This window comes from Paenibacillus amylolyticus, from assembly GCF_047302515.1.
GTDB classification, from domain to species: Bacteria; Bacillota; Bacilli; order Paenibacillales; family Paenibacillaceae; genus Paenibacillus; species Paenibacillus amylolyticus_G.
The window spans coordinates 4,585,289-4,607,915 of sequence record NZ_CP168019.1 but is presented as its reverse complement, the minus strand read 5'-3'; the positions used below and the strand labels follow the sequence as shown (position 1 = coordinate 4,607,915).

Annotated in this window: 22 protein-coding genes; 10 read left to right on the top strand and 12 right to left on the bottom strand. The window is 45.5% G+C overall.

The features are described from left to right. Nucleotides 1-108 precede the first annotated feature (108 nt). Entirely contained in the window at nucleotides 109-1,542 is a 1,434-nt protein-coding gene (locus ACDJ59_RS20175; RefSeq protein ID WP_340902585.1) for an aspartate ammonia-lyase, read from the bottom strand. 334 nt (nucleotides 1,543-1,876) lie between these two features. Between ACDJ59_RS20175 and ACDJ59_RS20170 the strand changes: the two genes are divergently transcribed. The 3 genes from ACDJ59_RS20170 (at nucleotide 1,877) to ACDJ59_RS20160 (ending at nucleotide 5,174) form a co-directional block, all read left to right on the top strand. Then, nucleotides 1,877-3,154 carry a methyl-accepting chemotaxis protein gene (locus ACDJ59_RS20170; protein WP_413405221.1) on the top strand — a complete coding sequence of 426 codons (1,278 nt, stop codon included), beginning with the start codon at nucleotides 1,877-1,879 and terminating at the stop codon, nucleotides 3,152-3,154. Nucleotides 3,155-3,352: 198 nt separating this feature from the next. Then, a complete protein-coding gene (locus ACDJ59_RS20165) occupies nucleotides 3,353-4,198 on the top strand; it encodes a hypothetical protein (protein WP_413405219.1) in 846 nt (281 codons plus the stop codon). A gap of 268 nt (nucleotides 4,199-4,466) precedes the next feature. Then, nucleotides 4,467-5,174, top strand: coding sequence for a stalk domain-containing protein (locus ACDJ59_RS20160; protein ID WP_413405217.1), 708 nt, complete (start codon nucleotides 4,467-4,469; stop codon nucleotides 5,172-5,174). 150 nt (nucleotides 5,175-5,324) lie between these two features. Here ACDJ59_RS20160 and ACDJ59_RS20155 read toward each other — a convergent pair whose 3' ends face one another. After that, on the bottom strand, nucleotides 5,325-6,299 hold the full coding sequence (locus tag ACDJ59_RS20155) for a ring-cleaving dioxygenase (RefSeq protein WP_413405214.1): 975 nt from the start codon (nucleotides 6,297-6,299) through the stop codon (nucleotides 5,325-5,327). Nucleotides 6,300-6,561: 262 nt separating this feature from the next. On the opposite strand from ACDJ59_RS20155, the gene ACDJ59_RS20150 reads away from it, so the two are divergent. Then, on the top strand, nucleotides 6,562-7,323 hold the full coding sequence (locus ACDJ59_RS20150) for a TIGR02206 family membrane protein (RefSeq protein WP_413405212.1): 762 nt from the start codon (nucleotides 6,562-6,564) through the stop codon (nucleotides 7,321-7,323). A gap of 139 nt (nucleotides 7,324-7,462) precedes the next feature. Here ACDJ59_RS20150 and ACDJ59_RS20145 read toward each other — a convergent pair whose 3' ends face one another. The 3 genes from ACDJ59_RS20145 to ACDJ59_RS20135 form a co-directional block, all read right to left on the bottom strand. Then, nucleotides 7,463-8,257, bottom strand: a complete 795-nt coding sequence (locus ACDJ59_RS20145) for an SDR family oxidoreductase (protein WP_036612094.1) — start codon at nucleotides 8,255-8,257, stop codon at nucleotides 7,463-7,465. Nucleotides 8,258-8,465: 208 nt separating this feature from the next. Then, a complete protein-coding gene (locus tag ACDJ59_RS20140; protein WP_413405210.1) occupies nucleotides 8,466-8,726 on the bottom strand; it encodes a YqkE family protein in 261 nt (86 codons plus the stop codon). Between the two features lie 478 nt (nucleotides 8,727-9,204). Further along, nucleotides 9,205-9,855: a peptidylprolyl isomerase gene (locus ACDJ59_RS20135; protein WP_413405208.1), complete on the bottom strand. Its 651-nt coding sequence runs from the start codon at nucleotides 9,853-9,855 to the stop codon at nucleotides 9,205-9,207. A gap of 255 nt (nucleotides 9,856-10,110) precedes the next feature. On the opposite strand from ACDJ59_RS20135, the gene ACDJ59_RS20130 reads away from it, so the two are divergent. Beyond that, nucleotides 10,111-11,325 carry an MFS transporter gene (locus ACDJ59_RS20130; RefSeq protein WP_413405206.1) on the top strand — a complete coding sequence of 405 codons (1,215 nt, stop codon included), beginning with the start codon at nucleotides 10,111-10,113 and terminating at the stop codon, nucleotides 11,323-11,325. A gap of 102 nt (nucleotides 11,326-11,427) precedes the next feature. Here ACDJ59_RS20130 and ACDJ59_RS20125 read toward each other — a convergent pair whose 3' ends face one another. The 3 genes from ACDJ59_RS20125 to ACDJ59_RS20115 all read right to left on the bottom strand — a co-directional run bounded on the left by ACDJ59_RS20125 (nucleotide 11,428) and on the right by ACDJ59_RS20115 (nucleotide 12,314). After that, complete coding sequence (locus ACDJ59_RS20125; RefSeq protein WP_036611535.1) at nucleotides 11,428-11,619, bottom strand: hypothetical protein; 192 nt, start codon at nucleotides 11,617-11,619, stop codon at nucleotides 11,428-11,430. 39 nt (nucleotides 11,620-11,658) lie between these two features. Further along, nucleotides 11,659-12,030: a hypothetical protein gene (locus ACDJ59_RS20120; protein ID WP_036611534.1), complete on the bottom strand. Its 372-nt coding sequence runs from the start codon at nucleotides 12,028-12,030 to the stop codon at nucleotides 11,659-11,661. 122 nt (nucleotides 12,031-12,152) lie between these two features. After that, entirely contained in the window at nucleotides 12,153-12,314 is a 162-nt protein-coding gene (locus ACDJ59_RS20115; RefSeq protein ID WP_017690239.1) for a hypothetical protein, read from the bottom strand. A 144-nt stretch (nucleotides 12,315-12,458) separates the two neighbouring features. On the opposite strand from ACDJ59_RS20115, the gene ACDJ59_RS20110 reads away from it, so the two are divergent. Beyond that, nucleotides 12,459-12,740 carry a hypothetical protein gene (locus ACDJ59_RS20110; RefSeq protein ID WP_036611533.1) on the top strand — a complete coding sequence of 94 codons (282 nt, stop codon included), beginning with the start codon at nucleotides 12,459-12,461 and terminating at the stop codon, nucleotides 12,738-12,740. Between the two features lie 153 nt (nucleotides 12,741-12,893). Then, the gene (locus ACDJ59_RS20105; RefSeq protein WP_100526916.1) at nucleotides 12,894-14,792 is read left to right on the top strand and encodes a sensor histidine kinase; all 1,899 of its coding nucleotides are present in this window, start codon (nucleotides 12,894-12,896) and stop codon (nucleotides 14,790-14,792) included. A gap of 77 nt (nucleotides 14,793-14,869) precedes the next feature. Here ACDJ59_RS20105 and ACDJ59_RS20100 read toward each other — a convergent pair whose 3' ends face one another. Continuing rightward, complete coding sequence (locus tag ACDJ59_RS20100; protein ID WP_223199858.1) at nucleotides 14,870-15,130, bottom strand: NHLP leader peptide family RiPP precursor; 261 nt, start codon at nucleotides 15,128-15,130, stop codon at nucleotides 14,870-14,872. Nucleotides 15,131-15,166: 36 nt separating this feature from the next. After that, a complete protein-coding gene (locus ACDJ59_RS20095) occupies nucleotides 15,167-16,114 on the bottom strand; it encodes a hypothetical protein (protein ID WP_413405202.1) in 948 nt (315 codons plus the stop codon). Between the two features lie 411 nt (nucleotides 16,115-16,525). Here ACDJ59_RS20095 and ACDJ59_RS20090 point away from each other — a divergent pair, with 411 nt between their 5' ends. Then, nucleotides 16,526-17,263, top strand: a complete 738-nt coding sequence (locus tag ACDJ59_RS20090; RefSeq protein ID WP_413405200.1) for a hypothetical protein — start codon at nucleotides 16,526-16,528, stop codon at nucleotides 17,261-17,263. Nucleotides 17,264-17,299: 36 nt separating this feature from the next. Here ACDJ59_RS20090 and ACDJ59_RS20085 read toward each other — a convergent pair whose 3' ends face one another. Both ACDJ59_RS20085 and ACDJ59_RS20080 read right to left on the bottom strand, forming a co-directional pair. Then, nucleotides 17,300-18,553 carry an acyltransferase gene (locus ACDJ59_RS20085; RefSeq protein ID WP_413405198.1) on the bottom strand — a complete coding sequence of 418 codons (1,254 nt, stop codon included), beginning with the start codon at nucleotides 18,551-18,553 and terminating at the stop codon, nucleotides 17,300-17,302. Nucleotides 18,554-18,692: 139 nt separating this feature from the next. Further along, nucleotides 18,693-19,688, bottom strand: a complete 996-nt coding sequence (locus tag ACDJ59_RS20080) for an LCP family protein (RefSeq protein ID WP_413405196.1) — start codon at nucleotides 19,686-19,688, stop codon at nucleotides 18,693-18,695. A 184-nt stretch (nucleotides 19,689-19,872) separates the two neighbouring features. On the opposite strand from ACDJ59_RS20080, the gene ACDJ59_RS20075 reads away from it, so the two are divergent. Next, the gene (locus ACDJ59_RS20075; protein WP_413405194.1) at nucleotides 19,873-20,424 is read left to right on the top strand and encodes an undecaprenyl-diphosphatase; all 552 of its coding nucleotides are present in this window, start codon (nucleotides 19,873-19,875) and stop codon (nucleotides 20,422-20,424) included. Between the two features lie 208 nt (nucleotides 20,425-20,632). Continuing rightward, nucleotides 20,633-22,369, top strand: a complete 1,737-nt coding sequence (locus ACDJ59_RS20070) for a methyl-accepting chemotaxis protein (RefSeq protein ID WP_413405192.1) — start codon at nucleotides 20,633-20,635, stop codon at nucleotides 22,367-22,369. The last annotated feature ends 258 nt before the right edge of the window (nucleotides 22,370-22,627 follow it).

The following is a 22,627-nucleotide window of genomic DNA, read 5'->3' as shown; positions in this document are numbered from 1 at the left end:
CGTCTTATCATCTCTGAAAACAAGAACCCCCGCAAACCGGATGAACGGTCTGCGAGGGTTCTTGTTAATTATTTGAGTTTGGGTTGCTGCATCAGTTTTCCTGATTACCTACAAACGTTCCATATTACGCAGGAAGTGTTCTCCGGCAATCCCTGGTGTAGTCATCTGTTCCGGATGAAGAATCTCTTCCAGTTCTTCCGGTGTCAGCAATCCGCGTTCCAAAATAATCTCTTGCAAGGAAAGTCCAGTCTTGAGCGCTTCCTTCACGATGGAAGCTGCCACATTATAACCCAAGTGCGGGTTCAACGCCGTAACCATACTGAAACTTTGGTTCATGATTAATTCGCAGCGCTCACGGTTAGCTTCCATCTCTTCAACGGCATAACGCGTGAAAACATCGATGCCGTTATTCATGATTTTCAGCGATTGCAGCAAGTTGAAAGCAATAACTGGGCCCATGACATTCAGCTCGAATTGACCGGCTTCACATGCCATACAGATCGTATGATCGTTCCCCATCACCTGGAAGGATACCTGGTTAATGACTTCCGCCATAACGGGGTTGACTTTACCCGGCATAATGGACGAACCTGGCTGACGCGGTGGCAGGCGCAATTCATTGAATCCTGCACGCGGGCCTGAAGCCATCAAGCGAATGTCATTACAGATTTTGGAAAGGCTAACCGCACATACTTTCAGCGCCGCTGAAAGTTCAAGATAGGCATCTGTGTTCTGCGTTGCATCCACGAGATCCTCAGCTGTTTGTAGTGGTAGTCCGGTAACAGCAGACAGGTGCTCTGTAACCTTGACGATATATTCGGGTTTGGCATTGAGTCCCGTACCTACCGCGGTTGCACCCATGTTAATGGTAAGCAAGCGGCGATTGGCGAATTCAAGACGCTCAATATCCCGTCCGATGACACGGGCATAAGCTCCGAATTCTTGTCCAAGGCGAATAGGTACGGCATCCTGAAGATGGGTACGGCCAACCTTGACCACATCGTTGAATTCCACTTCTTTTTTACGGAACGCATCCTGTAGTCTTTTCATGGTAGCGAGTAACGTCTCCGACAGTTGGTACGCCGCAATGCGCAGTGCTGTAGGTACCACGTCATTGGTAGACTGGGACATGTTCACATGATTATTTGGATTGCAATGGAAGTAGTCTCCCTTGCTTTTGGTTAACAGTTCCAGCCCGCGGTTGGCCAAAATTTCGTTCATATTCATATTCATGGAGGTGCCTGCACCGCCCTGAATGGAGTCTACAATAAAATGATCCAGATGATGGCCTTTCATCATTTCTTCAGCCGCCATGACGATCACATCGCCAATCTTGCTCGGCAGCATTTTCAACTCCATGTTGGTAATCGCTGCTGCCTTCTTCACCGCAGCCAGAGCCGTGATCAGCTCCCGGTGTACCGGAACGCCGGTAATCGGGAAGTTTTCCACGGCCCGTACCGTCTGAATTCCGTAATACGCATAAGCCGGGATTTCTTTTTCACCGATAAAATCTTTCTCCGTCCGTGTGGACATAGTAGACATCTCGTTCGCCTCCAGTGGCATCAATAAAAATAGTTCGGCTCCAGCGTTGCTGAAGCGCACTCAGTATATCATTTAAGCAAAATGGATGCCAATCTAAATCATTTGGCCTCTTGTGCCGATAATAAATAAAATTAGGGATATTAAATGGAATATTATTCAATTTTTAAGAAAGGGAGGGGAGGCCAAGCTTGTCTTATACATTATGCGCTTTATGGTAGAGAAGTCATGCATGAACGGCAAGTATGGGGGGATAGAACGTTTTCAGTGATGTATATCACATGAAATTTGGTACTTGATTGGTAAAATAGGAAAAAAGGACTACGGGGTGTGCACAATGAAATGGACTTTAGGAGCAAAGACTGTCGCAGGTCTGGTACTGATTTCGATTATTACCTACGGAACTAGCGGCTTTTTTATATTTTTTGTCAAAGACTGGGTTACGTTAGATATTCCGAATTGGGTATACATATCGATTATCCTGATCATGGGAGTATGCTGGAACGGGATTCTGGGATGGTTTGCCTCACGCTGGTTGACTCGTCCAATCGTTCACCTGTCCCGCGCTGCACAGCAGGTGTCAGCGGGTGATCTGACAACCGAAATTCCGCAGCGACGCACGCAGGATGAACTTACCGTATTATATGATGCTTTTCGCGCAATGGTTTCTAACCTTCGAAGCATTGTAAATGATATTGCAGACAGTACAAGAACGACTTCACAGAACGCACAGTCTCTAAGTGAAGCGATTACCCAGGCCGCCGAACAGATCGAGATGATGTCGGATGCCGTAGATCATATTGCGGTAGGCGTAGAAGAGCAGAAGGTCACTTCCCATCAATCTCTGATCACTGCGGATGAGATGCTGAACGATTTCCAGCGTATGCATAGCCAGTCCATGGATATGACAGAGATGTCCGGTCAGATGGAACGATCGGTGGATCATACCAAACAGACTTTCTCATCGTTGATGAAAGGGATGGACGAGCTGGCCGATTCGCACAATCGTTCCCGCGACATCATGCTGTTGCTGGAGAAGGAAGCCTCCGATATCGAGGTAATTACCCAGTCTGTCAAAAACATCGCAGAGGAAACAGGGTTACTTGCCCTGAATGCTTCCATTGAGGCTGCACGAGCTGGCGAAGAGGGTTCTGGTTTTGCAGTCGTGGCGCAGCAGATCCGCAAGCTGGCAGACGAAAGTAAGGAATCGGTACACCGTATTAATGAGCTGATTAGTCGTGTGCAAGAGCGGATCAGGGAGACAGCCCAACTGTCTCATGAGCAGCATGGTCTCGTGGTTAATGAATCGGAGCGGACCATCTCTGTGGATCAGACGTTGCATGAACTGACAGGTACAGTGGAAGTATTTATGAAGGGTGCACATGATATCGGCTCCAAGATTGCAGAACAGACCGGTCGCGTGGAGCAAACGCACGGTCATGTGAAGAAGATCCAGGGGAAAGCTGGATCGTTCTCGGATGAGGCGAGACGAATTATGGATGCCGCACACGAAGAGACAGCCATCATGGAGGAGATTTCATCCTCGGCTGAAGAACTGAGACAATTAACCGATCGGTTATTGGACAAAACCAAAGCATTCCGGATGCAGCCTTAAGCTGTGTTCGGGATTTTTTTTGTTTTTGGAGAACAGTTTTGGCATGATAATTTGCTTATTCTGGTTAAAGCCGAACGTTCTTTCGTGAAAACGAAAATTTGTAAAGATTATTTTATGAAAGATTAACAAATTCGCAACTTGCAGGCGATAAATGAAGATATAATAGGATTATCACAACAGATAAAGGAGCCCAGTATATTGAAAACTTGGACAGGTATCCTGCTGATGATTATTTTGGCGGTAGCTACGATTAGTACAACTTCGGCTGCCAGAACCATGAATGAATCGCAAAAACAGCTTAACATAGATGATCAATCCAGCCAGACCGAAGTGGTCGAGGCTTCCAATATAGATAAACTGCATGACACAGCGAAGACAACACAGGAATCCATTCCCGTGAAAGAGGAATACGTTTCGGTAGCTCCAGAGAATGAGAACGTCAGATTATACCCTATGAAAGTTGAGGGTTCAGGATATATATATAACGGAATGATTTTGGAAGTGGACGGCAAAGTGCAAGAATTTAGTGATTGGCAGGGAGAAGGAGGGTCTTACAAACCCGAAGTGCACGAGCTGGATCTGAATGGAGACGGCCAGAAAGAAATTATTGTTCTGTACACGGAAGGTCATGGAACAGGTATTTATTTGGGACAAGCACGTATCATTAATCCGGTAACGCTGGAAGAGATGAAGATGCAATCTCTCGATGAGATTGCGAAACAGCATGTGAAGTCAAAAGTTACGGTTAGATCAGACCGTGTGGATGTTGATGTCGCCGTTGATGGCGTTCAAGCAGAACCTTTACGGATCGAGGAAGATACGAGTGGCGGCGTATATAACGAAGAGTTGGGGTTCGGTGGAGTTACCTATTACAGTGTAGAGGATGACCAGCTTGTCGTATCAGCAGCAGGATCTTACGGTGCGGCTTTGTATGCGGGTGATCTGACATTTGCTTATGAGTATCAAGATGGCGAGTGGAAGGCCGTAGATTTGAAGTACAGCATGGAAGTGTATGAAGAAGAATATTATGAAACTTTTGATTGATATCATCCTGTTGATATCGTAGTGCATCGGGAATTGAAAGTTCTCAAGTGTGGAGTTAAGTGAACATCTGACAAGAATATCTTCCTTACTCCGTATACGGACAATGGGAAACAGAGCGAGGCTGAAAAAAATGGGGACATACAGCCTCGTTTTGTGCTGCCCGAAAATAGGCACTGTGTACTAAAAACGTAGGAAACAATTGACATTATCACTTTAGTCGTTTAAATGTATAAAGGACAAATCATTTTAACATTCAGGAGGGATTTTGATGAAGAAAAAGGTTGTACTGGGTTTGATGGTAGGCACATTAACGCTTGGGATCGGAACAGGTGCACTCGCAGCAACAGGACTGGAACAGATTAAAGCCTATCTGAACAGCAAGATTACGCTAAAAATGAATGGTGCCACGGTGACAGCCAAAGATGCCAATGGTAAAACAGTGTTGCCTATCACTTACAACGGAACGACTTATTTGCCTGTGCGTGCTGTGGGATCTTTGCTTGGGACAGAGATCACTTATGACAGTGCAACTTCATCCGTCCTGATTGGTGGAACGAATGGATCTGCGCCCGTAACCAACGGAAAAGTAACGCTGAGTGCACTTGGAACATCCGTACTGGGATCTACCGCTTGGCACACCAAAGATCCTAAGGATACCACATATAAAGGCAAGGATTACAAGGATGTTTATCTACATAATGATCCTACGAAACAGGGGGATGATATCCAGATTAATACGGGTAAAAAGTATTCTTCTCTGCACTTGGAACTTGCCGCGCTGAAAGGAAATCAGGAGATTCATATCTATGATCAGGATCTCGCGACACTCAAAAAGTTCAATATCACTCCAGAAAGCGGTATGATGAGTCTAGATGTGGATGTTAAAGGTACAGACGCTGTTTATGTAGAGATTGTATCTGAAGATCCGGGTTCGGTTCTGTTTGTACCGCTCACAACATCGTATCTGACGAAGTAAAACACAATCTGCAAGTTTGCGACCTTACAGAAGGGGCAAGGCAAGCATAAACATAAAAAAACGATGATTCACTAGGCGATTCCTGAACCGTATCCGGTATTCAGAGTTGCCTGGTGAACATCGTTTTTTATTTTCTTTTTGTTACGAATATTAACGAATGACGGTATCCAGCGGTTTGAGATTAGCTTCAATCTCGGCGCGGCGACCTTCAAGGAATGGAGGCAAGGCAAGGGATTCACCCAGATGCTCCAATTCTTCGTCTGTATCAAATCCCGGACCATCGGTTGCAAGCTCGAACAGAATACCGTTTGCTTCACGGAAATACAGGGAGCGGAAGTAGAAGCGATCTACAAAACCGGAGTTAGGGAATTGGAAGTTACGAACCCGTTCCACCCATTGTTTCAGTTCTTCTTCGTTATCCACACGGAATGCAACATGGTGTACGCTGCCACGTCCAGGACGCTCTTGGGCAAGGTCATTCCGTTCCTCAACATGCACCTCGGAGCCGCTGCCACCTTCACCGGATTCAAAAACGAGTACATCAGGTTGACCTGGAGTAAAGGCTGGGTAACTTCCTTTAGCTCTGAAACCGAGCAGTTCGGTAAGAACCGGAGAGGTAAGAGAAGCATCTTTTACCGTAAGATGGATAGGGCCAAGACCTACAATGCCATACTCGGCAGGCACAGGGCTCTGATCCCATGGTTTACCACCAGCGACACCTGTATTATTTTCATCCGAGACCAGAATCAGACGTTGTCCTTCAAAGTCTGTGAACGAGAGCGTGCCACGACCACCCCGTTCAACAATCTCTCCGTGTGGGACTTCGAATTCGTCAAAACGTTGCTGCCAGTAAGTCAGTGCCGCATCACTTGGAACGCGCAGTGACGTTCCAGATATGCTGTTCACCCCTTCACGAGTCTGTCCGGCCATCGGAATCTCGAAGAAGGTAAGTTCGGTACCCGGATTGCCTTTCTCATCGCCATAGAAGAGATGGTAGACGGACACGTCGTCCTGGTTGACTGTTTTTTTGATGAGGCGCAGACCCATGATGTTGGTGTAGAAACGATAGTTCTGATCGGCATGTGCTGTTAGAGCTGATACGTGGTGAAGTCCTTTGATTTGCATAATAATTCCTCCTAGATGAAATGGGATAGTGTAAATGTTCAGTTGAACATTTGGCGAGTACGGTATATTTTATTTCGATTAAGAAAGTTACTAACTTTTCGTTTATTTTGGTTCTGAATTTATCTTAACATAAAGATATTTAAATTACAATGCTTATTTAGAATTCCAACTGGACAGCACTTTCATTCAATGGCAAAATGAAAAAGTTAACATTAAAGAGAGATAATGTTGGTGAGATCCTTATAAAGGAGAGAAGAGATGCATGGCGTATCCACCATGGCTGAACCCTTATGATGCAGAGCCGTTTATCCTGTTCTCCACTTCACATATCGTTTCAATTAGCGTAATTACAGCATTGATTGTACTGATGTTTTTGCTAAGGCACCATCTTCGATCATGGTCAGAGAGGGCACGCCGCATACTGCGAATTGTTCTGGCCTGCATCATGTTTGCCTGCGAAATCGTGCTGCAACTCTGGTATGTGTATGGAGGGATATGGAGCCTGCAGACATCACTGCCACTCGAACTATGCAGTCTGTCTCTGCTATTATCGGCGTTGTTACTGCTAACACGCAGTCGACTGTTGCATTCTGCACTGCTGTTTGCAGGCATTGCTGGAGCCCATATGGCGATCCTGACTCCTAATCTGGGTTATGGTTATGCACATTTTCGATTCATTCAATTTTTCGTTGCTCATGCCTGTATCATTCTGGCTTTACTCTACATGACCTGGGTGGAACAGCTGCGACCTAGCTGGAGATCTGTAGCAGGTTCCATGATATTTGTGAATGTTGCTGCACTAATCGTATACGTTGTAGATGTCATGCTTGACGCGAATTACATGTTTTTGAGACACAAACCGAGTACACCCTCGGTGCTTGATATGTTAGGTCCGTATCCCATGTACATCCTTGGGGAAGAGATACTTGCGCTAGTTTTGTTCTCGCTAATGTACATTTTGCTCTTTGCCATTCCAGATCGGTTGAAGCATCGTGTGAAAAAAGGTAAAAGCTCCGCGGTATAGGGATAATCCTTGTAGTTGCGTCTGCGCCGCATTATAAACTCTTTATAAATAAAACATCCCGCAGTAATCTGACCGGATCAGATCGCTTGCGGGATGTTTGGGCGTTGTACCTGAATGGGGCCAACTTATCTTTATATTTTTATCCACGGAGCAGAGATTCCGCACCATCCACATAGATTCGTGTACCTGTAACATGAGAGGCTTCATCGGAAGCGAGGAACAGAACGAGGTTTGCCACTTGCTTCGACGTTCCAGGTTCGCCCTTGAGCGGATGTTCGTGACCCTCAGGGAATTCAACAGGAATCTGTACTTCTTTCAGATCATCCGACGGGTAGGTGTTATCATCAATGTTGGTATCGATGGCTCCTGGGCAGACGGCGTTAACACGGATCTTATAACGAGCCAGCTCCAGTGCAGCCATCTTGGTAAACGCAGTTTGCCCCGCTTTGCTGGAAGCGTATGCAGAGAAACCGATCCCTGAGAAGACCCGGTTACCGTTGATGGAACTGGTAATAATGATGCTGCCGCCATGTTCTTTCAGATGAGGAATAGCATATTTGACGGTTGCGAAGGTTCCGCGCATATTGATCTCCATCGTCTGGTCCCAGTCCTCGATTTCCATCGTTTCAATCGGGGCCATCGTTCCGTTGATACCAGCATTCGCAAATATGATATCCAGTTTACCCGCTTCAGCCGCAGCCTGATTGATCGCCTTCTGTACATTATCCGGTTTGGAGATATCACATTCGATCACATACGCTTCTCCGCCAGCCTTTTCAATCGTCTGCTTGGTTTCCTCCGCATTTTCGGGTGTGCGATCCAGCATGTACACTTTGGCCCCATGCTCGGCGAATCGAATAGCAGTAGCCTGACCAATACCCGATCCACCTCCGGTTACAATCGCGACTTTGCCTTCCAAACGTTGTTCAGTCATCTCTGATCCCTCCATGAGTTAGATTATCGTTGTACGCTCTACTTCTAACATACCCGGCTCAAGACGCGTGAATCATATGTGTATATATCAAAAAGAACAGGATCGCAACGCGGCCCTGTTCTGGGAGCAGATCATCTTCATGATCTGCCTGCTGTAATATTATTTTGGCATATGGATGGTCAGAAGCTCCCTCAGATCATGCCCGCGCTTACTTATGTTTCTTCCAGTCCATAGCGCTGTTATTAAGCAAATATTCGAAGTCGTTATCCCGGCGCTTCTGTTCCGCTTGGCGAGCTTCTTCTGCTTGCTGACGTTCCTGCTCTTTAAGTGACGCCTCAGCAGCCTTTGCCTCATCCGCCTGAGCTTTCAGTTTTTCCAGCACATCACTGCTCAGTAGATCTTTCAGTGTCGTAGGTTTATCCTGTGCTGCTGCTTTGGGAGCAGGAGTGCGTTTTTTGGATTTTGCCATAGGAAAATCTCCTTTCCAAACATGAATCAGGTTCCATTTATCGTACAGTAATCATAGTATATCAGGTTCCCGTAAAGCATTCCATGAATCTGCGGAACAAAAGCAGGAAAACGAGGGTTGCGTGACGAATGAAAACGGGTATAAAATCATATACTATTACCGATACTGCGACTATTCCCTGGAGAAAGGAGTCGTTGTTCGTGGAAGTAAACCGTGGTTTACTGAAAGGGCTTGCATGGGGCGTTGCCTTTAGCTGCCCGTTATGGATTGCGATTATCGGCTGGTTACGTTTGATGGGATGGATGTATTGAGGATGATGCCGGAAGAGGTCATTTTTTATAAAGTCATATATGTAATCGCTATCATTAAAATCAATAAATAAAGCTCTGTCCTGCGCGTATCTCGCAAGGCAGAGCTTTTGTTTGTTTAGAGTTCCTTACAAGTCATAATCATGGATTATGACTTGTAAGGAAGTTCATTAAGGCATTTTTACCGGTTCTGGATATTCCAGACCATGTGTATCTACCGTAACCTTTTTCATGACTTGATCAGTAACCGGTTTGTCATTTTCACCTATTTCCTGAGCTGCAATGTTATCCACAGTTTCTATGCCTTCCGTTACTTTACCGAAGGAAGCATAGGCGTTATCCAAATGATCCGCGTCAGCTAACATGATGAAGAACTGAGAACCAGCAGAATCCAGATTTCCATCTTGTCTTGCCATGGAGATAACTCCACGCGTATGATTCAGGTGGTTTTTGTGACCGTTAGATGTAAATTCGCCCTTAATCGTGTATCCCGGGCCGCCCGAACCGTTACCATTTGGGTCACCACTTTGAACCATGAAGCCCGGAATGACCCGATGAAAGATCAGGCCATCATAGAAACCCTGATTCGCCAGTGAAATAAAATTGTTCACCGTATTGGGTGCAATTTCCGGATATAGCTCAATGACGATCTTCTGTCCATCTGCCATTTCAATAGTAGCTACCGGATTGGGACCCGTTGGTTCAACTGGAGCTGGTGTTTCTGTAGCGCCACTCGAAGGGCGTCCACAACCACTAATGACGATAAGCAGCATCGCGAGAACCAGCGAAACCACTGTGTTTTTTTTCCACTGTAAAGACATGAAAACGTTCCTCCTTGCATCTCTGCATTATATATTTTCTCCAAATCCTATTTGGATATTTACCCAACTATCATACCGTTTTTGTGGACAGGATGGCAATGTAATACATGTGTTTGTGGTGAACAAGGGATGGCCTTCATGGAATGATGGGTGTAAAATAAGGAAAATGCTTCCGCATGGGGACGTACGGGTCTGTTCCGTCCGCTCCAATACACGGCAGTCCCGGCGTCAGTAACGGAAAGGGCGTGCGGGTATATGAACTTCTCGTGGAAGCGCAATCTGGTCATATTGTGGATTGGTGTATTTTTTTGCAGCACCGCCTATTCGATCTCGATTCCATTTCTGCCCCTGTTTCTAAGTGCTGACTTGGGGGTTCGTGATCACCTGGAGTTATGGTCAGGACTGGCATTTGGCATTACGTTTCTTGCGAGTGCACTCGTGTCTCCGTTCTGGGGATCACTGGCTGACAAATACGGACGCAAGCCCATGCTGATCCGGTCGGGATACAGCCTTGCCGTCTTGTATTTAATCAATTATTTCGTGCAGGACCCGTATTCGCTGATTGTTATTCGATTGTTTCAGGGTCTGCTTGCAGGGTTTGTTCCAGCAGCGATTGCTTTGGTAGGCACGAATACACCTGAAGAGAAGACTGGTTATGCACTTGGTATTATGTCCACTGCAGGAGCCACTGGTAGTATTATCGGACCGTTAATTGGTGGCGTGGTAAGTCATTATTATGGAAACCGGAATGCATTTTTGTTTTCGGCTATTGTTGTGTTAGTCTCAGCAATCATCGCAACCTTCTGGGTAAAAGAAGAGAACTTCAACCGGAATAAAGCTCGTTCCCACGTCATGGATGACATTCGTGAAGCGAGAGCGAATCGTTTGTTTATGACGGTGCTTGGCATGATGGGTATATGTACGTTCTCCGTCATGATTCTGGAGCCACTATTGACGGTCTATGTGATGGAGATGGGCGTTCAGCCGGATCGTGCCTCACTCAGCTCGGGTATTATTTTCTCAGCGGTGGGGGTAGCAACAGTTATTATGGCGCCGCGTTGGGGCAAGATTGGTTCAAGGATTGGATATGGTAAAGTGTTGATCATTGGACTGGTTGGTGGGGCTGTAGGGAATCTTCTGCAGTTCTTTACAACAGGTTATATAGCATTTGGCATTTTACGATTTGTGTATGGTTTATTCTTTGCGGCTGTATTTCCGGCAATTAACGCCATGATTGTGCAGGCTACCGCATCGAATTTCCGGGGAAGGGCTTTTAGTCTGAATCAATCCGCTGCCCAGATCGGGACGATGGCGGGACCGATCATTGGTGGTGTACTTGGGGGCTGGCTGCCGATACGCTGGATATTTATTATTAATGGAGTGGCATTGATCATCACTGCGATTGTAGCGAAGTGGTCAGGATTGGATCACAAACTGCCAGTGGCAAGTAAGGTCTCCCCTAAACGGTGATGCTAAATCACTAAGTGTAAGTGAACTTACAGGTAACAAAAAAGATGACGCTGTGAAATTACAGACGTCATCTTTTTTAAGTCTACTACGGATCTATATAAGTTAGTCATCCGAAGAGGGCTTACGAGAAGCCTTCTCTTTGGGAATGGCATGTTCGACCGCATCACGTTGATCCTCATCCTCAAGTGCTTCGGGGAAGGAGTCCTCAGTGAATAGTCCGAAATCCGGGTCAATATCCCGTTCGGTCACGAGATTATCCGGTTCATGCACATGCTTTTGGCGATCTTCCTTCATCGTGTATGCACCTCCTCATTCAGGATGTCATAACAACTGTTAATGTCGTGGTGGAATGTCGTTCTCTGGTTTGGCATCCGCACCAGCACCATTAAGCAGATCGGTACCATGCAGCGCATCCGGATCGGGTGCAGCAGGATCAACCGGACTGTTCGGTTGCAGAAGATCTGCATCCGGTACAGATTCCAGCGGTGTCTCAGCCAAACGTGAATCCAATTCCGGCTCGTCCACAGCGGTTGCGGCTACGGGTGCCAGATCCGAATCTTCCGTTACAATCCGTCTGCCGGAAACTTCATCAAAGGTATCCATATCGCCTTCCGGGACTTCCGTCTCTGGCGGAATATCGCGGGACCTCTGATAACGGTCATAATAGCGGTCGCTCTCTTCGTTACTAATTGGTTTGTCAGACATGAGTAACACTTCCTTTCATTGTCGGTTGTCCAAATGCTTCTTACCCCGTAGTTACCCAAAGTGCTAGTGTTGTAATCTTGCACAGGTTATTATCTCCGGGTGTTCACTACGATATGAATGCCTTAGAATTTGGGGAATACATATTTAACCAAGAAGTATAAAAATCCGAAAAAGATAATGATATATGCGGCATATTTAATAAATGTGGAAGCGACCATACTTGAATCCGATTTATGCTGAACATCCTTATGTTCCACCTCAACCGTACGATGGGGCTCATTCATTGTAATCATCTCCTTAGCGTGTTTGTTTGCTTTGAGAAACCATTACACCCGGAGCAAAGGATTGAATCGCAGCCACCGTTTTTACAGCTTTTCCTGTTTTGCCTATGTTATGATGAAGCTTGAATATGTAAGGGAGGGATTCATGTGGACTGGTATACACTGGGTAATATGATCACACGCATCCGTATCGGGCAAAAGGCGTCCACACCCGGGTTCTCCCGTACCGTCATCCGTCGTCCGGATGGTTTGTTTTGGGTAGGTGGTATATGGTCCGGGCAAGTTGTCCAGTTACGGGATTTCCTTTTTTCCGACATATGGACCATCTATGATGATGAGGAGACAGAGCAGTGGCTTGAATTTCGCAGTCAAGTTGAACAGAAAGAACGGGAAATGATAGTGAACCAGTTCGAAGACCTGCGTGATTAATCGAATAACTTTAACAATAAAATGGAAATAAGACTATAAATCTACTTAAATGTGAAATTTCATTTTATCTCAAGAAGGTGACGTGATAAACGGTGGCGAATGATAAATGAGAGAATCTAAGATAGGGAAATTTAGAACTTTGAGGTGCTGTGAATGAAAAATGTGCCCAAAGCTATCGTCATCTTATGGATGAGTGTATTGATTATTCTAGGCATGCCACATGGGATAGTCTTTGCAACTACAGGAGCGGTTCAGCAACCTGTATCCATTACAGGATGGGAAGTAAAATGGGGGAACGTTGACGATCAAGGGTTCATCAGTGAGGTTAAGGGAGCAGACGAGATATGGGAAAAGCAGGGCAGCGATAAGTTAGAGTATAGCAATACGGATCGATCGAATTCTTTATGGACTCGCCTGACCATCCCTGAGTTGAGTGAGGAAAGTTCAGCCATTCGATTTGAGAACATTAAAGGCAATCATATTGTTGTTTATCTGGAAGACCGCAAGGTCTACGAGAACTACCATTACAATTATGATAATAATGCTGTGTTGCTGCCCTTATCCAGCGAAAATTCAGGTGACACGCTCTATGTATGGTCGCAAAATGAAAAAGGCCGTCTGGGGATACAAGGTACTGTTCAGGTTGGACCTTATGCCGCGTTACAGGAGAAATATATTCATAACGGACTTATTGATGTAATTCTGGGCGCGACCTTTGTGTTCACAGCGATTACGATGCTGAGTTGTACGTTCTTCCTTGGCAAATTCCATAAGGGATTATGGATCTCGCTATGCATCGTGATGGGTTCCATCGGCACGATGATCATCACGTACTCGCAATTTTTGTATACGTTCTATCAGGTATATGGTGACCTGTATTCCGTAGTCTTTGATCTGGCGATGCTGCTGGGTATGCCAGCACTATGTTATTTTTTTGAACAAATTATCGGGCCAGGACTGCATGGAATCTTCACCAAACTGCGAAAAATACTATTCATATATTCAGTTATCGCGGTGTTCTCTCTATTTATCTATGTTACTTCAGGTGGGCAATGGGAGATCCTCTACAATCTGCTCGTACAGCGTGTGGTTGGCATTGTGCTGGTCATTCTGCTGACAATCCTGTTGGTTGGTACCATCGCCAAAGCGCTGCAACGAAATCGGGAAGCTATGCTGCTTGCGACAGGATTTGGTACATTTGCCTTGATCAGTGTGGCTGAACTGTTGTGGTATTATCAGCGGAGTGGAACGTATCATCTGTTATGGTGGAAATGGTCCATGGTTGCATTTGTGATCTCGTTGATTGCCATTCTCGGAAGTCGTTTTGCCGAAAAACATACTAAAGTTCTAGAGTATTCCAAGGAACTGGAGCTGTTCAACAATGAGTTGCAGCGATCCGAAAAGATGGAGATTATTAGTGAATTGGCCGCTTCCGTTGCCCATGAAGTACGTAATCCACTTCAGGTGACAAGAGGGTTCTTGCAACTTATGACGGAACAGGAAGACAACAAAAATAAGGGGTATGTGCGAATTGCACTGGAAGAACTTGATCGGGCTTCGGGCATCATAACGGATTTTCTTACTTTTGCCAAACCTGAGTTTGACCATATCATCTCGCTCAATATCTCGGATGAGTTCAATCATATTGAAGGCATTCTTGTACCGATGGCTAATCTGGAAGGTGGTAAAATCACCACCGACATTCCGCCGGATCTATATATCCGAGGCAATTCCTCGAAGTTTAAGCAGGCTTTTATCAATATTATTAAGAACAGTATTGAAGCTCTGCAGGGACAAGGCCAGATTGATATCTGGGCGTACAAGCAGGATGGAATGATTAAGGTGCATGTCAGGGATAACGGAGAAGGAATGGACGAGGAAGCACTCTCCCGGTTGGGCGAGCCTTATTTCTCCAATAAAATCAAAGGCACAGGCCTTGGCATGATGGTGACATTCCGAATTGTTGAAGCGATGCAAGGACAGATCAGCTTCACAAGCACCAAAGGGGTAGGAACAGAAGCGGTTGTATCTTTTGCCGAGTTCGTCGATTGACGAACTCACAGAAGGATACAGCGGCTTTTTTTGTTCCTACCCCTGATTTCTTACACTACAAGATTAGCTCACCCGAATTAACTTCTCCAAGGTCCGCAATTCACATCATAATTTACTTTGGAAGGATTGGGAGGTATGACAAGCACATAGTCATTCTGCTGCTCCTCTACAGTACGTACCTGAATGTGCTCCGGAATTACGATGCCGAACGCTTCACGAAGCGCCTGCTTTGGATTGGAGTGCAATTGTTGTCTGAAGTGCTCGTCAGTCCAAGCCTTTTCAATAATATCCTCATGCAACGTTTTCTCTGATACCATCATCGTCAACATTCCCTTCATATTTAAAATTAAACTGAATCAGCTTCATCCTTATGCTCAGAATCCCAACTGTTGCTCGCTAATCCAGTGATGAAACCCGCCTTGGAGGAGCTGTTTCTTTCGTTGTGTAATGTCCTGAACAGCTTGTACTAAAGTGCTACATAAATAAGAATTAAACGCCTCAAGATGCGATATTCCTAAGTTAGAAGATGTTAGTGTACGATTATAGTGATAAGCAATGTCTACGTAAGAGTTCATGAGTTGTGTATTGTATACATTGTCATGTATACGGTCGCTTAGAGGATGAACTGGATAGTTGTGATTCAGTGCTGCGGATATGTGGGAGAGGTAGCTGTTGTAGTTTCCATGCACAGCATCTTGTTGCGTGTCTGTGAAGTCATCGGTCATCTGGAGTGTCATGAGTGTGATGTTGATGGCAGAACACACCGGGATTATCCGGTCGGACTGATTCAGCAGAAGCAGTGCACCAGTGGCTCCAATGAGCAGAGGGGCAGCCTTTTGCGCAATCAACAAGGGATTCTGTTGGAAATAATCAATGGAGTGCTCACCCGTAACACTCACGGCCCAATCCACTACATATTGTCTGAAATAGACCCAGAACGTGGAGGAAGGATTGAATAATACCGAGTAAGATTGAAGTGCATCCATGTAATATAGATTACCCAGGGATAACTTCAATGTGGCGTTCTCGGGTTGTTCATCCATCACGTCGTCCTGATTCAGAAAATATAACATGTGAATGAGACAGGCTGTACTTAATTGGTGTGCTTTCTCTGGGGGTAGTTTATCTGAGTGTTGCATCCAAAGTGGAATGATGTACCCGATGTAGCTGTGTCCCGAATCTCGTAACAGTGGATTAACCGAACGAAGCTGCTCTAATGCATGTCCTGATAAGGGTTCGGGATATTCCCGTACGAGTTGCTCCGCTGAAGCAAACACGACCTCCAGATCGGATCTAAACGGATCTAACCAATCTTTCCGCATTATTACATATCGTCCTTCCTGCGATAAGGTGATCCAGGACTGTTCAACTATATTAGTTGAATTAATCATTTACACGATTACGGAGAGGACAGAAAGAACCTGAAAAAGCGAAGCGTTCGCCTTTATCACCGGATTTTTCCCTTGAGAAAAGGGAATCAAAAAAAATCTGGGGATAACAGCGATTGGAAGGTTGTTCTGTCAGCGTAGTGTCAGTGTAAATAATATGTAGTTCAACTGATATAGATCATGAAGTTACATTCAGTATAGCGGAAATAAACTGAAAAAAATAGGATTTTTTGTGATCAATTGTGAGAAAAATGATGACTTTTTGTCTTTTATGGCATAAAAAAGTGGATTTTAGGCTCAAACTAAGAAGGCACAGGATTTCGACATCGGAAAGGCGGCAGAAAAATGAATTTGAAATGGAAAACATGGATGGCAGCCGGATTGGCAGCCGTAGTCATAACAGCAGCAACAGGACATGTGGCATTCGCTGATTCAACGGTTCGGGCTGAGGAACATGACGATGCGTCAAAAGCTTCTTCCTCCGGCAAACCAGCGAAGCCATGCATGCAGGCAGGACACGGTCTGTTCATGATTGGTGAGACGGCAGATTTGCTTGGGATTGGACTTCGGGATCTGAAAGAACAGATGGAACTTGGCAAGACATTGTCCCAGATTGCCAAAGAGCGTAAGGGACTTAGTGAGGAGCAGTTATTGCAGAAGTTGAAGCCTACACTGGCACAGCGTCTGGATCAAGCTGTGGAAGAAGGTTGTCTCACCAAGGAACAAGCTGCAGCGACGAAGGCTGACATGGATACCAAGTTGAAAAAGGTCATCAATACCCCGCTTCGTGATTTGCGCCGTGAATTTGCCCACCATGGCAAACGTTCCATGGTAGATAAAGGTGAAATCGCCCGTTTTATTGGAGTCACACCCGCTCAACTGCACGAGCAGCTTCAGGGAGGGAAATCCCTGGCTGAGATTGCTCAGGCAAAAGGCATTAGTGAAACGCAGCTGGTGGACAAGTTGAAGGAACAATTAACGGGTGATCTGAAGAGATTTGTGAATCAGAAGGGCAACATGCATCCAGCCCCGGGTCCCCAGGAACCTGTTCCTGGACGATCAACTTCGAGCGAAGTGAAATAAAGAAGAGCGTCTCCGTGAGGGGGCGCTCTTCTTGCTTCATAATGTCTCACGCGTTCCCCGACTGTGAGCGGGAATAGGTGAGGGGCTTGGCTGGGGTGAGTTTCTCTTATCCGTATTAACAGATGAATTAGGTATAGAACGTGGTTTGCGCATTAACCCTACGGTGAAGCGGGAGCCAGGAAGCTTGGATAATGCCCAACTGATTGCAAGAGCAATACCAACCGTTACAAGGAATGATAGCAACGTTACAGGCAGATGCCATCCACTGAGTTGAAGCGGTCTGGTTACATAAGCGATCGCGTAGATCACCAGTGCATGAACCAGATATCCACCAAATGAATAGCGGCCAATCCAGGATAAGAGGCGCTGAAACTGAGTATCTTTGCCCCGCATCAGTACAAGGAAACCATACATCATAAACATCTGAGCCATAATGGTTAGGAATGTGGTTGGTTTCAAATAGGTGGAGATATTCAGATTAACAACATCCCCGGACCCACGCAGCACATCGTAACCAAGCCATATATACATTCCTATAAACAGACAGATTGTCCATGGCAGTACCTTGGTGGTCCAACTCCTCCAGCTATCCACTGACCAGGCACATACGGCACCCAGTAAAAAGTAAAACCAGTACATCACCCATGAATAGGAGCGATATTGCAGCAACGTTGACCATGGCTCAGACATAGATTCTGTCCAGCTCCCCATATTATAGTAGGACCATTTCATAAGCAGGCCGTAGAATGCAGCTGCTAAGACAATTAGTCCGATAATGACTTGCATGGGCGTGAAACGTGAGGTGTTCTGGATACGTCTCTGAATGGCTTTTGCTCCTGTCCAGAACAGGGGGAACAGAATATAGAACTGAAACACCATAATGACAAACCAGAGATGATATCCTGTCTGCGGGACAAACAGTTCACGAATCAGACTGCGAAAATCCGGTATACCTGTAAGCCAGAACGCTGGGGTGAAGATACGGACAGAAAGCCAGTAGATCAGTGTCCATACGACAAACGGCATATAGATATCGCCAAATCGCTTTCGAATGAAGCGAGGATATTCCGGTTTGGTGTTACGATGATGGTAAAACAACATTACACCCGATAAAAATACAAACGTTGGCGTACCAAATCGGGTCAGATGATAAATCATGGTCAGCATAATGGAATCCGGTTGTTCAATATCGGCGCGATAGATATATTCAGCGATACTATGCTGCATGACGATTGCCAGAAAGGCAATGCCCCGCAGTTCGGTCCATTCCGCTATTCGCGGTTTTTTCACATTGTAATCCTCCCTCCAGGAACCGGAGTTCATCATATAAGGGTACCCGTTAAACATTAAGGCTGCATTAAATGGAGAAAATAGGTACTAAAAAAGACGGCTTTGGCCGTCTTTTCTATTGATATATCTGATGCTTGTTTTAGTTCTGTTCCTCTGATGATGGAGTCTCTGAGGATTCGACATCTTCTTCAAACATTTTCTGAATGTAGGACTGGAGTTTGGTTACATCAACACCCAGCACCTGAGCTGAGCCGACGAGTTCATTGGTGAGTAGTTTGTTCGGTGGAATCTGCTGCTGATCGATATCGTTCACATGGATATCGAAGCCAAGTGATGCGAGTTTTAACATCTGGGTTGGACTAAGGTCTGTCTCAATATAGGGAGCGATGGCTTCCAGGATATCCGGGATTTTGAAGAGTGACGTGGTACTCTGCATTTTCTTGGCCAGCTCGGTCATGAAGATCCGTTGCCGTTCGGTACGGGTAAAATCCGAGGTGGCATCATGCCGGAACCGAACATATTGCAGGGCGGTTTTGCCGTCCATATGCTGCAATCCTTTTTTTAAGTCAATGTCGTACATATGTTTATCTGCTTTACTGGTGTAATACATGTCTTTCTCCACATCGATCTCAATACCGCCTACCGCATCAACAAGTGCCATGAAACCTGTAAAGTCTGTGTAGACATAATGCTGAATGGGAATGCCGAGCAGATCACTGACGGTTTGTTTGGTCAGCTCCGCACCCCCGTAGGAAAAGGCTGCATTAAGTCTGCTTTTGCCATGCCCGGGAATTGCAACATAGGTATCACGCAGTACGGAGAATAGATGGGCTTTCTTGGTGACCGGATCAATGGAAGCGACCATGACCGAATCTGAGCGTCCTGCATCGTCGCCTCTTGAGTCTCCACCAAGGAGCAGAATGTTCACCCGTTCCTGGCCCTCCCATCTGGGAATCGTTGTCGTTGGTGTGTCTGAATCGTTGTCTGTGCCGGAAGAGGACGAGTTGGATGAAGTCCCGGAAGCCGTGGAGATGCTATTGGCAAAATGAACAATCGAATATCCGTAATATACAACGACACCTGTAATCGCAAGTGCCAGGGTCAGGGCTGTACCCCATAACCATTTTTTAAGCATAATCTTCACCTTTCTATGATTGAACTGATATGTAACCCAAACTAGTTTAACAAAAAGAAAGCAAAAAGTCCTCTTTGATTTCGTAACTTCGGTCAATGTGAAGATTGTTTGACAAATAGTTAGTGTATATTTAATATGTAAAAAATAATCTTGTTTTGTGTAATGGGGGTATTAAAAGCCAGTTATGAATCAATCACTATTTAATTGGATTAATCAGTTTGCAGACCAAATACCGTTTCTGGACTGGTTTATGATCACATCATCCGAGTATGCGGTTTGGGTCATGATCGCACTGCTCGTTATCGTATGGTTTCTCGGCGATCCGTCGAAACAGCGAAGTGTTTTCTATGCTTGTGTAGCTTCCATTGTAGCGCTAGTTCTGGCCAAATGGGGGATATCACCAGCGGTCGGTCATCCAAGACCTTTTGTAGAAGGGACTGTGCATCAGCTGGTGGCCCATGTACCTGATCCTTCTTTTCCAAGTAAACATGCTTCCTTTGTATTTGCTCTAGCGGCTGCTTCATTCTTCATTGGACGTCGCTTCGGGTCATGGATGTTGTTACTCGCTGTGTTGACAGGGGTGTCGCGTGTATATGTTGGTGTGCATTATCCAGGAGATATTCTGGGAGGATTCATTCTCGGAAGTCTGCTTAGTGTGGTTCTGATTACAACCCGCAATTATACCAAGTCGATTCCCGACTTTTTCATTAACATACACCGACGTGTTTTCCGATAGAGTCTGATCGCAATGTCTAGTGAAGTCTTGGTAGTTTAGTTTAATGAAAGAAGTCTCTTAATCTCTGGTTCTGCCAAAGATGGGAGGCTTCTTTTGTGTTATGTTCGAAGTTACATGAAATTTAGAGAAATTGATTTCTGACATCTACAATTCATGGCGATAGGTGACGATATACTATAAATATGTATTATTTTGAGGAGTGGGACACATGGAAGACACGCGGGGGAATAAGTTGGGGATATTGAAGTTAACGATTCGAGGCAAGTTACTGACTGGTTTTTTAATCGTCGTGGCTCTGCTGGTTTTTGTAAGCGTCTATGCGTTAATTCAGATCCATCAAATGTCAAACAAAGCTAATGATGTGGATCAGACCTGGATGCCGAGTGTGAGCCTACTAGGTATGATGAATGGTGATGTTTCGGATGTAGAGCGGTTGGCGCTGGCGATTATCGTTGAACAAAACGAAGAAGAAAACGTCAAGGTGAATGAAGCGTTAAAGTTGCTCCTCACGAAGATTGAAGATGAGCGTAAGCAGCTGCTAACGTTCATTGAGAGCAATGATGAAGCGATGAAGCTCTACAATGATTTCAGTACGAATTATGATGCTTATGTGGCGAAAATGCCAGCATTTATCGAATTTGGTATTGCAAATAACTATGAAGAAGCAAGTAGACTGCACACTGAAGCCTATCCATTGTGGTATACAGCTAACGACACGATTGCCAAGCTGATTGAATCTGGGAATAAAGGATCGGATGCAGCAACAAATGAGTCTGTTGTGATGGCAGAGAATACATTTAATGTGATTTTGGCAGTGACGATTTTTGCATTCCTGATCGCCGTGTTCATTGCTTTCTTCATTGCAAGCATCATCTCACGTCCAATCAAAAAGATGAATGAAGCAGCCATGGCTATTGCCAATGGTGATCTGACGGGTGAGACGATTGTACTTAAGAACAAAGACGAATTGGGAACGCTCGCGGCTTCCTTCAATACCATGAGTGGTAATTTGCGCTCCATGATTGAATCGGTCTCGATGACTTCCGAACAGGTAGCGGCTTCATCGGAAGAGCTTCTTGCAAGTGCAGAGCAAAATACTCAAGCCTCGGAACAGATTTCCGAAACGGTTGAGGAACTGGCTGTGGGCACGTCAGATCAAGTTGATATTGTGAAGCGCTCTTCTCAGGCGATGAATGAGATGGCTCTCGGATCAGAGCAGATTGCCGAGCTTGCTCAGAGTGTATCCGTATCTGCTGTAGATGCGGCGAATCAATCTTCCGAAGGAAATATGATTATTCAGCAAGCGGTTGAACAGATGGGTTCTGTTCGAAATTCCATTGCTTCGCTTACTGAATTGGTTACAGGGCTGGGGGAACGTTCAGCAGAGATTGGAACCATTACCGAGGTAATCAACAACATTGCCCGGCAGACCAATCTGCTTGCACTGAATGCAGCCATTGAAGCCGCACGAGCAGGAGAGCACGGACGTGGTTTCGCCGTAGTTGCGGGAGAAGTGCGTAAGTTGGCTGAGGAATCTTCTACATCTGCGCAAAGAATTACGGATCTCGTTCAATTGATTCAGAAAGATACAGATCATGCTGTTCAGGCAGTCAAAGTGAACAGCAGTGAGACAGAAGCAGGAATCGAGATGGTTACTGCGGCAGGACAAGCGTTCGAGCAAATCTCGGATGCGGTCAACAAAGTAGCGGGTGAAATCCAGGAAGTATCTGCAGGTTCAGAGGAAATGTCGGCGAGCACAACTGAGGTTGTAGGATATGTAAGTCAAATCTCCAACATTGCCGGAGAGGCAGCGGGCGGGGTTCATAATGTATCTGCCGCAACTCAGCAGCAGTTGGCTTCGATGGAAGAGATTGCATCATCCGCAGGTTCATTATCCAAAATGGCGGAAGAACTGCAGGAGCAGATTAACAAGTTCAAAGTGTAACTAATGAGATGTTCTGATACCTAAGGTGTACAGGAGCATACTGACAGGATGGTCAGAATGCCATTCGATTTGTACTGTTGATGATAACAAGGGCGAGAAGCTGTTTCTCTAACGCGCATATGCGTTAGAGAAACAGCTTTTTTTGTCACATGACGCAGAGCAGGTCACAACAATGTTATTTCAGAAGTCACCAACGCTTATATAGCTGGTGAAACAAACGGCTATAATGGTAATTAATGGTGGAGTTTACACTGAAAT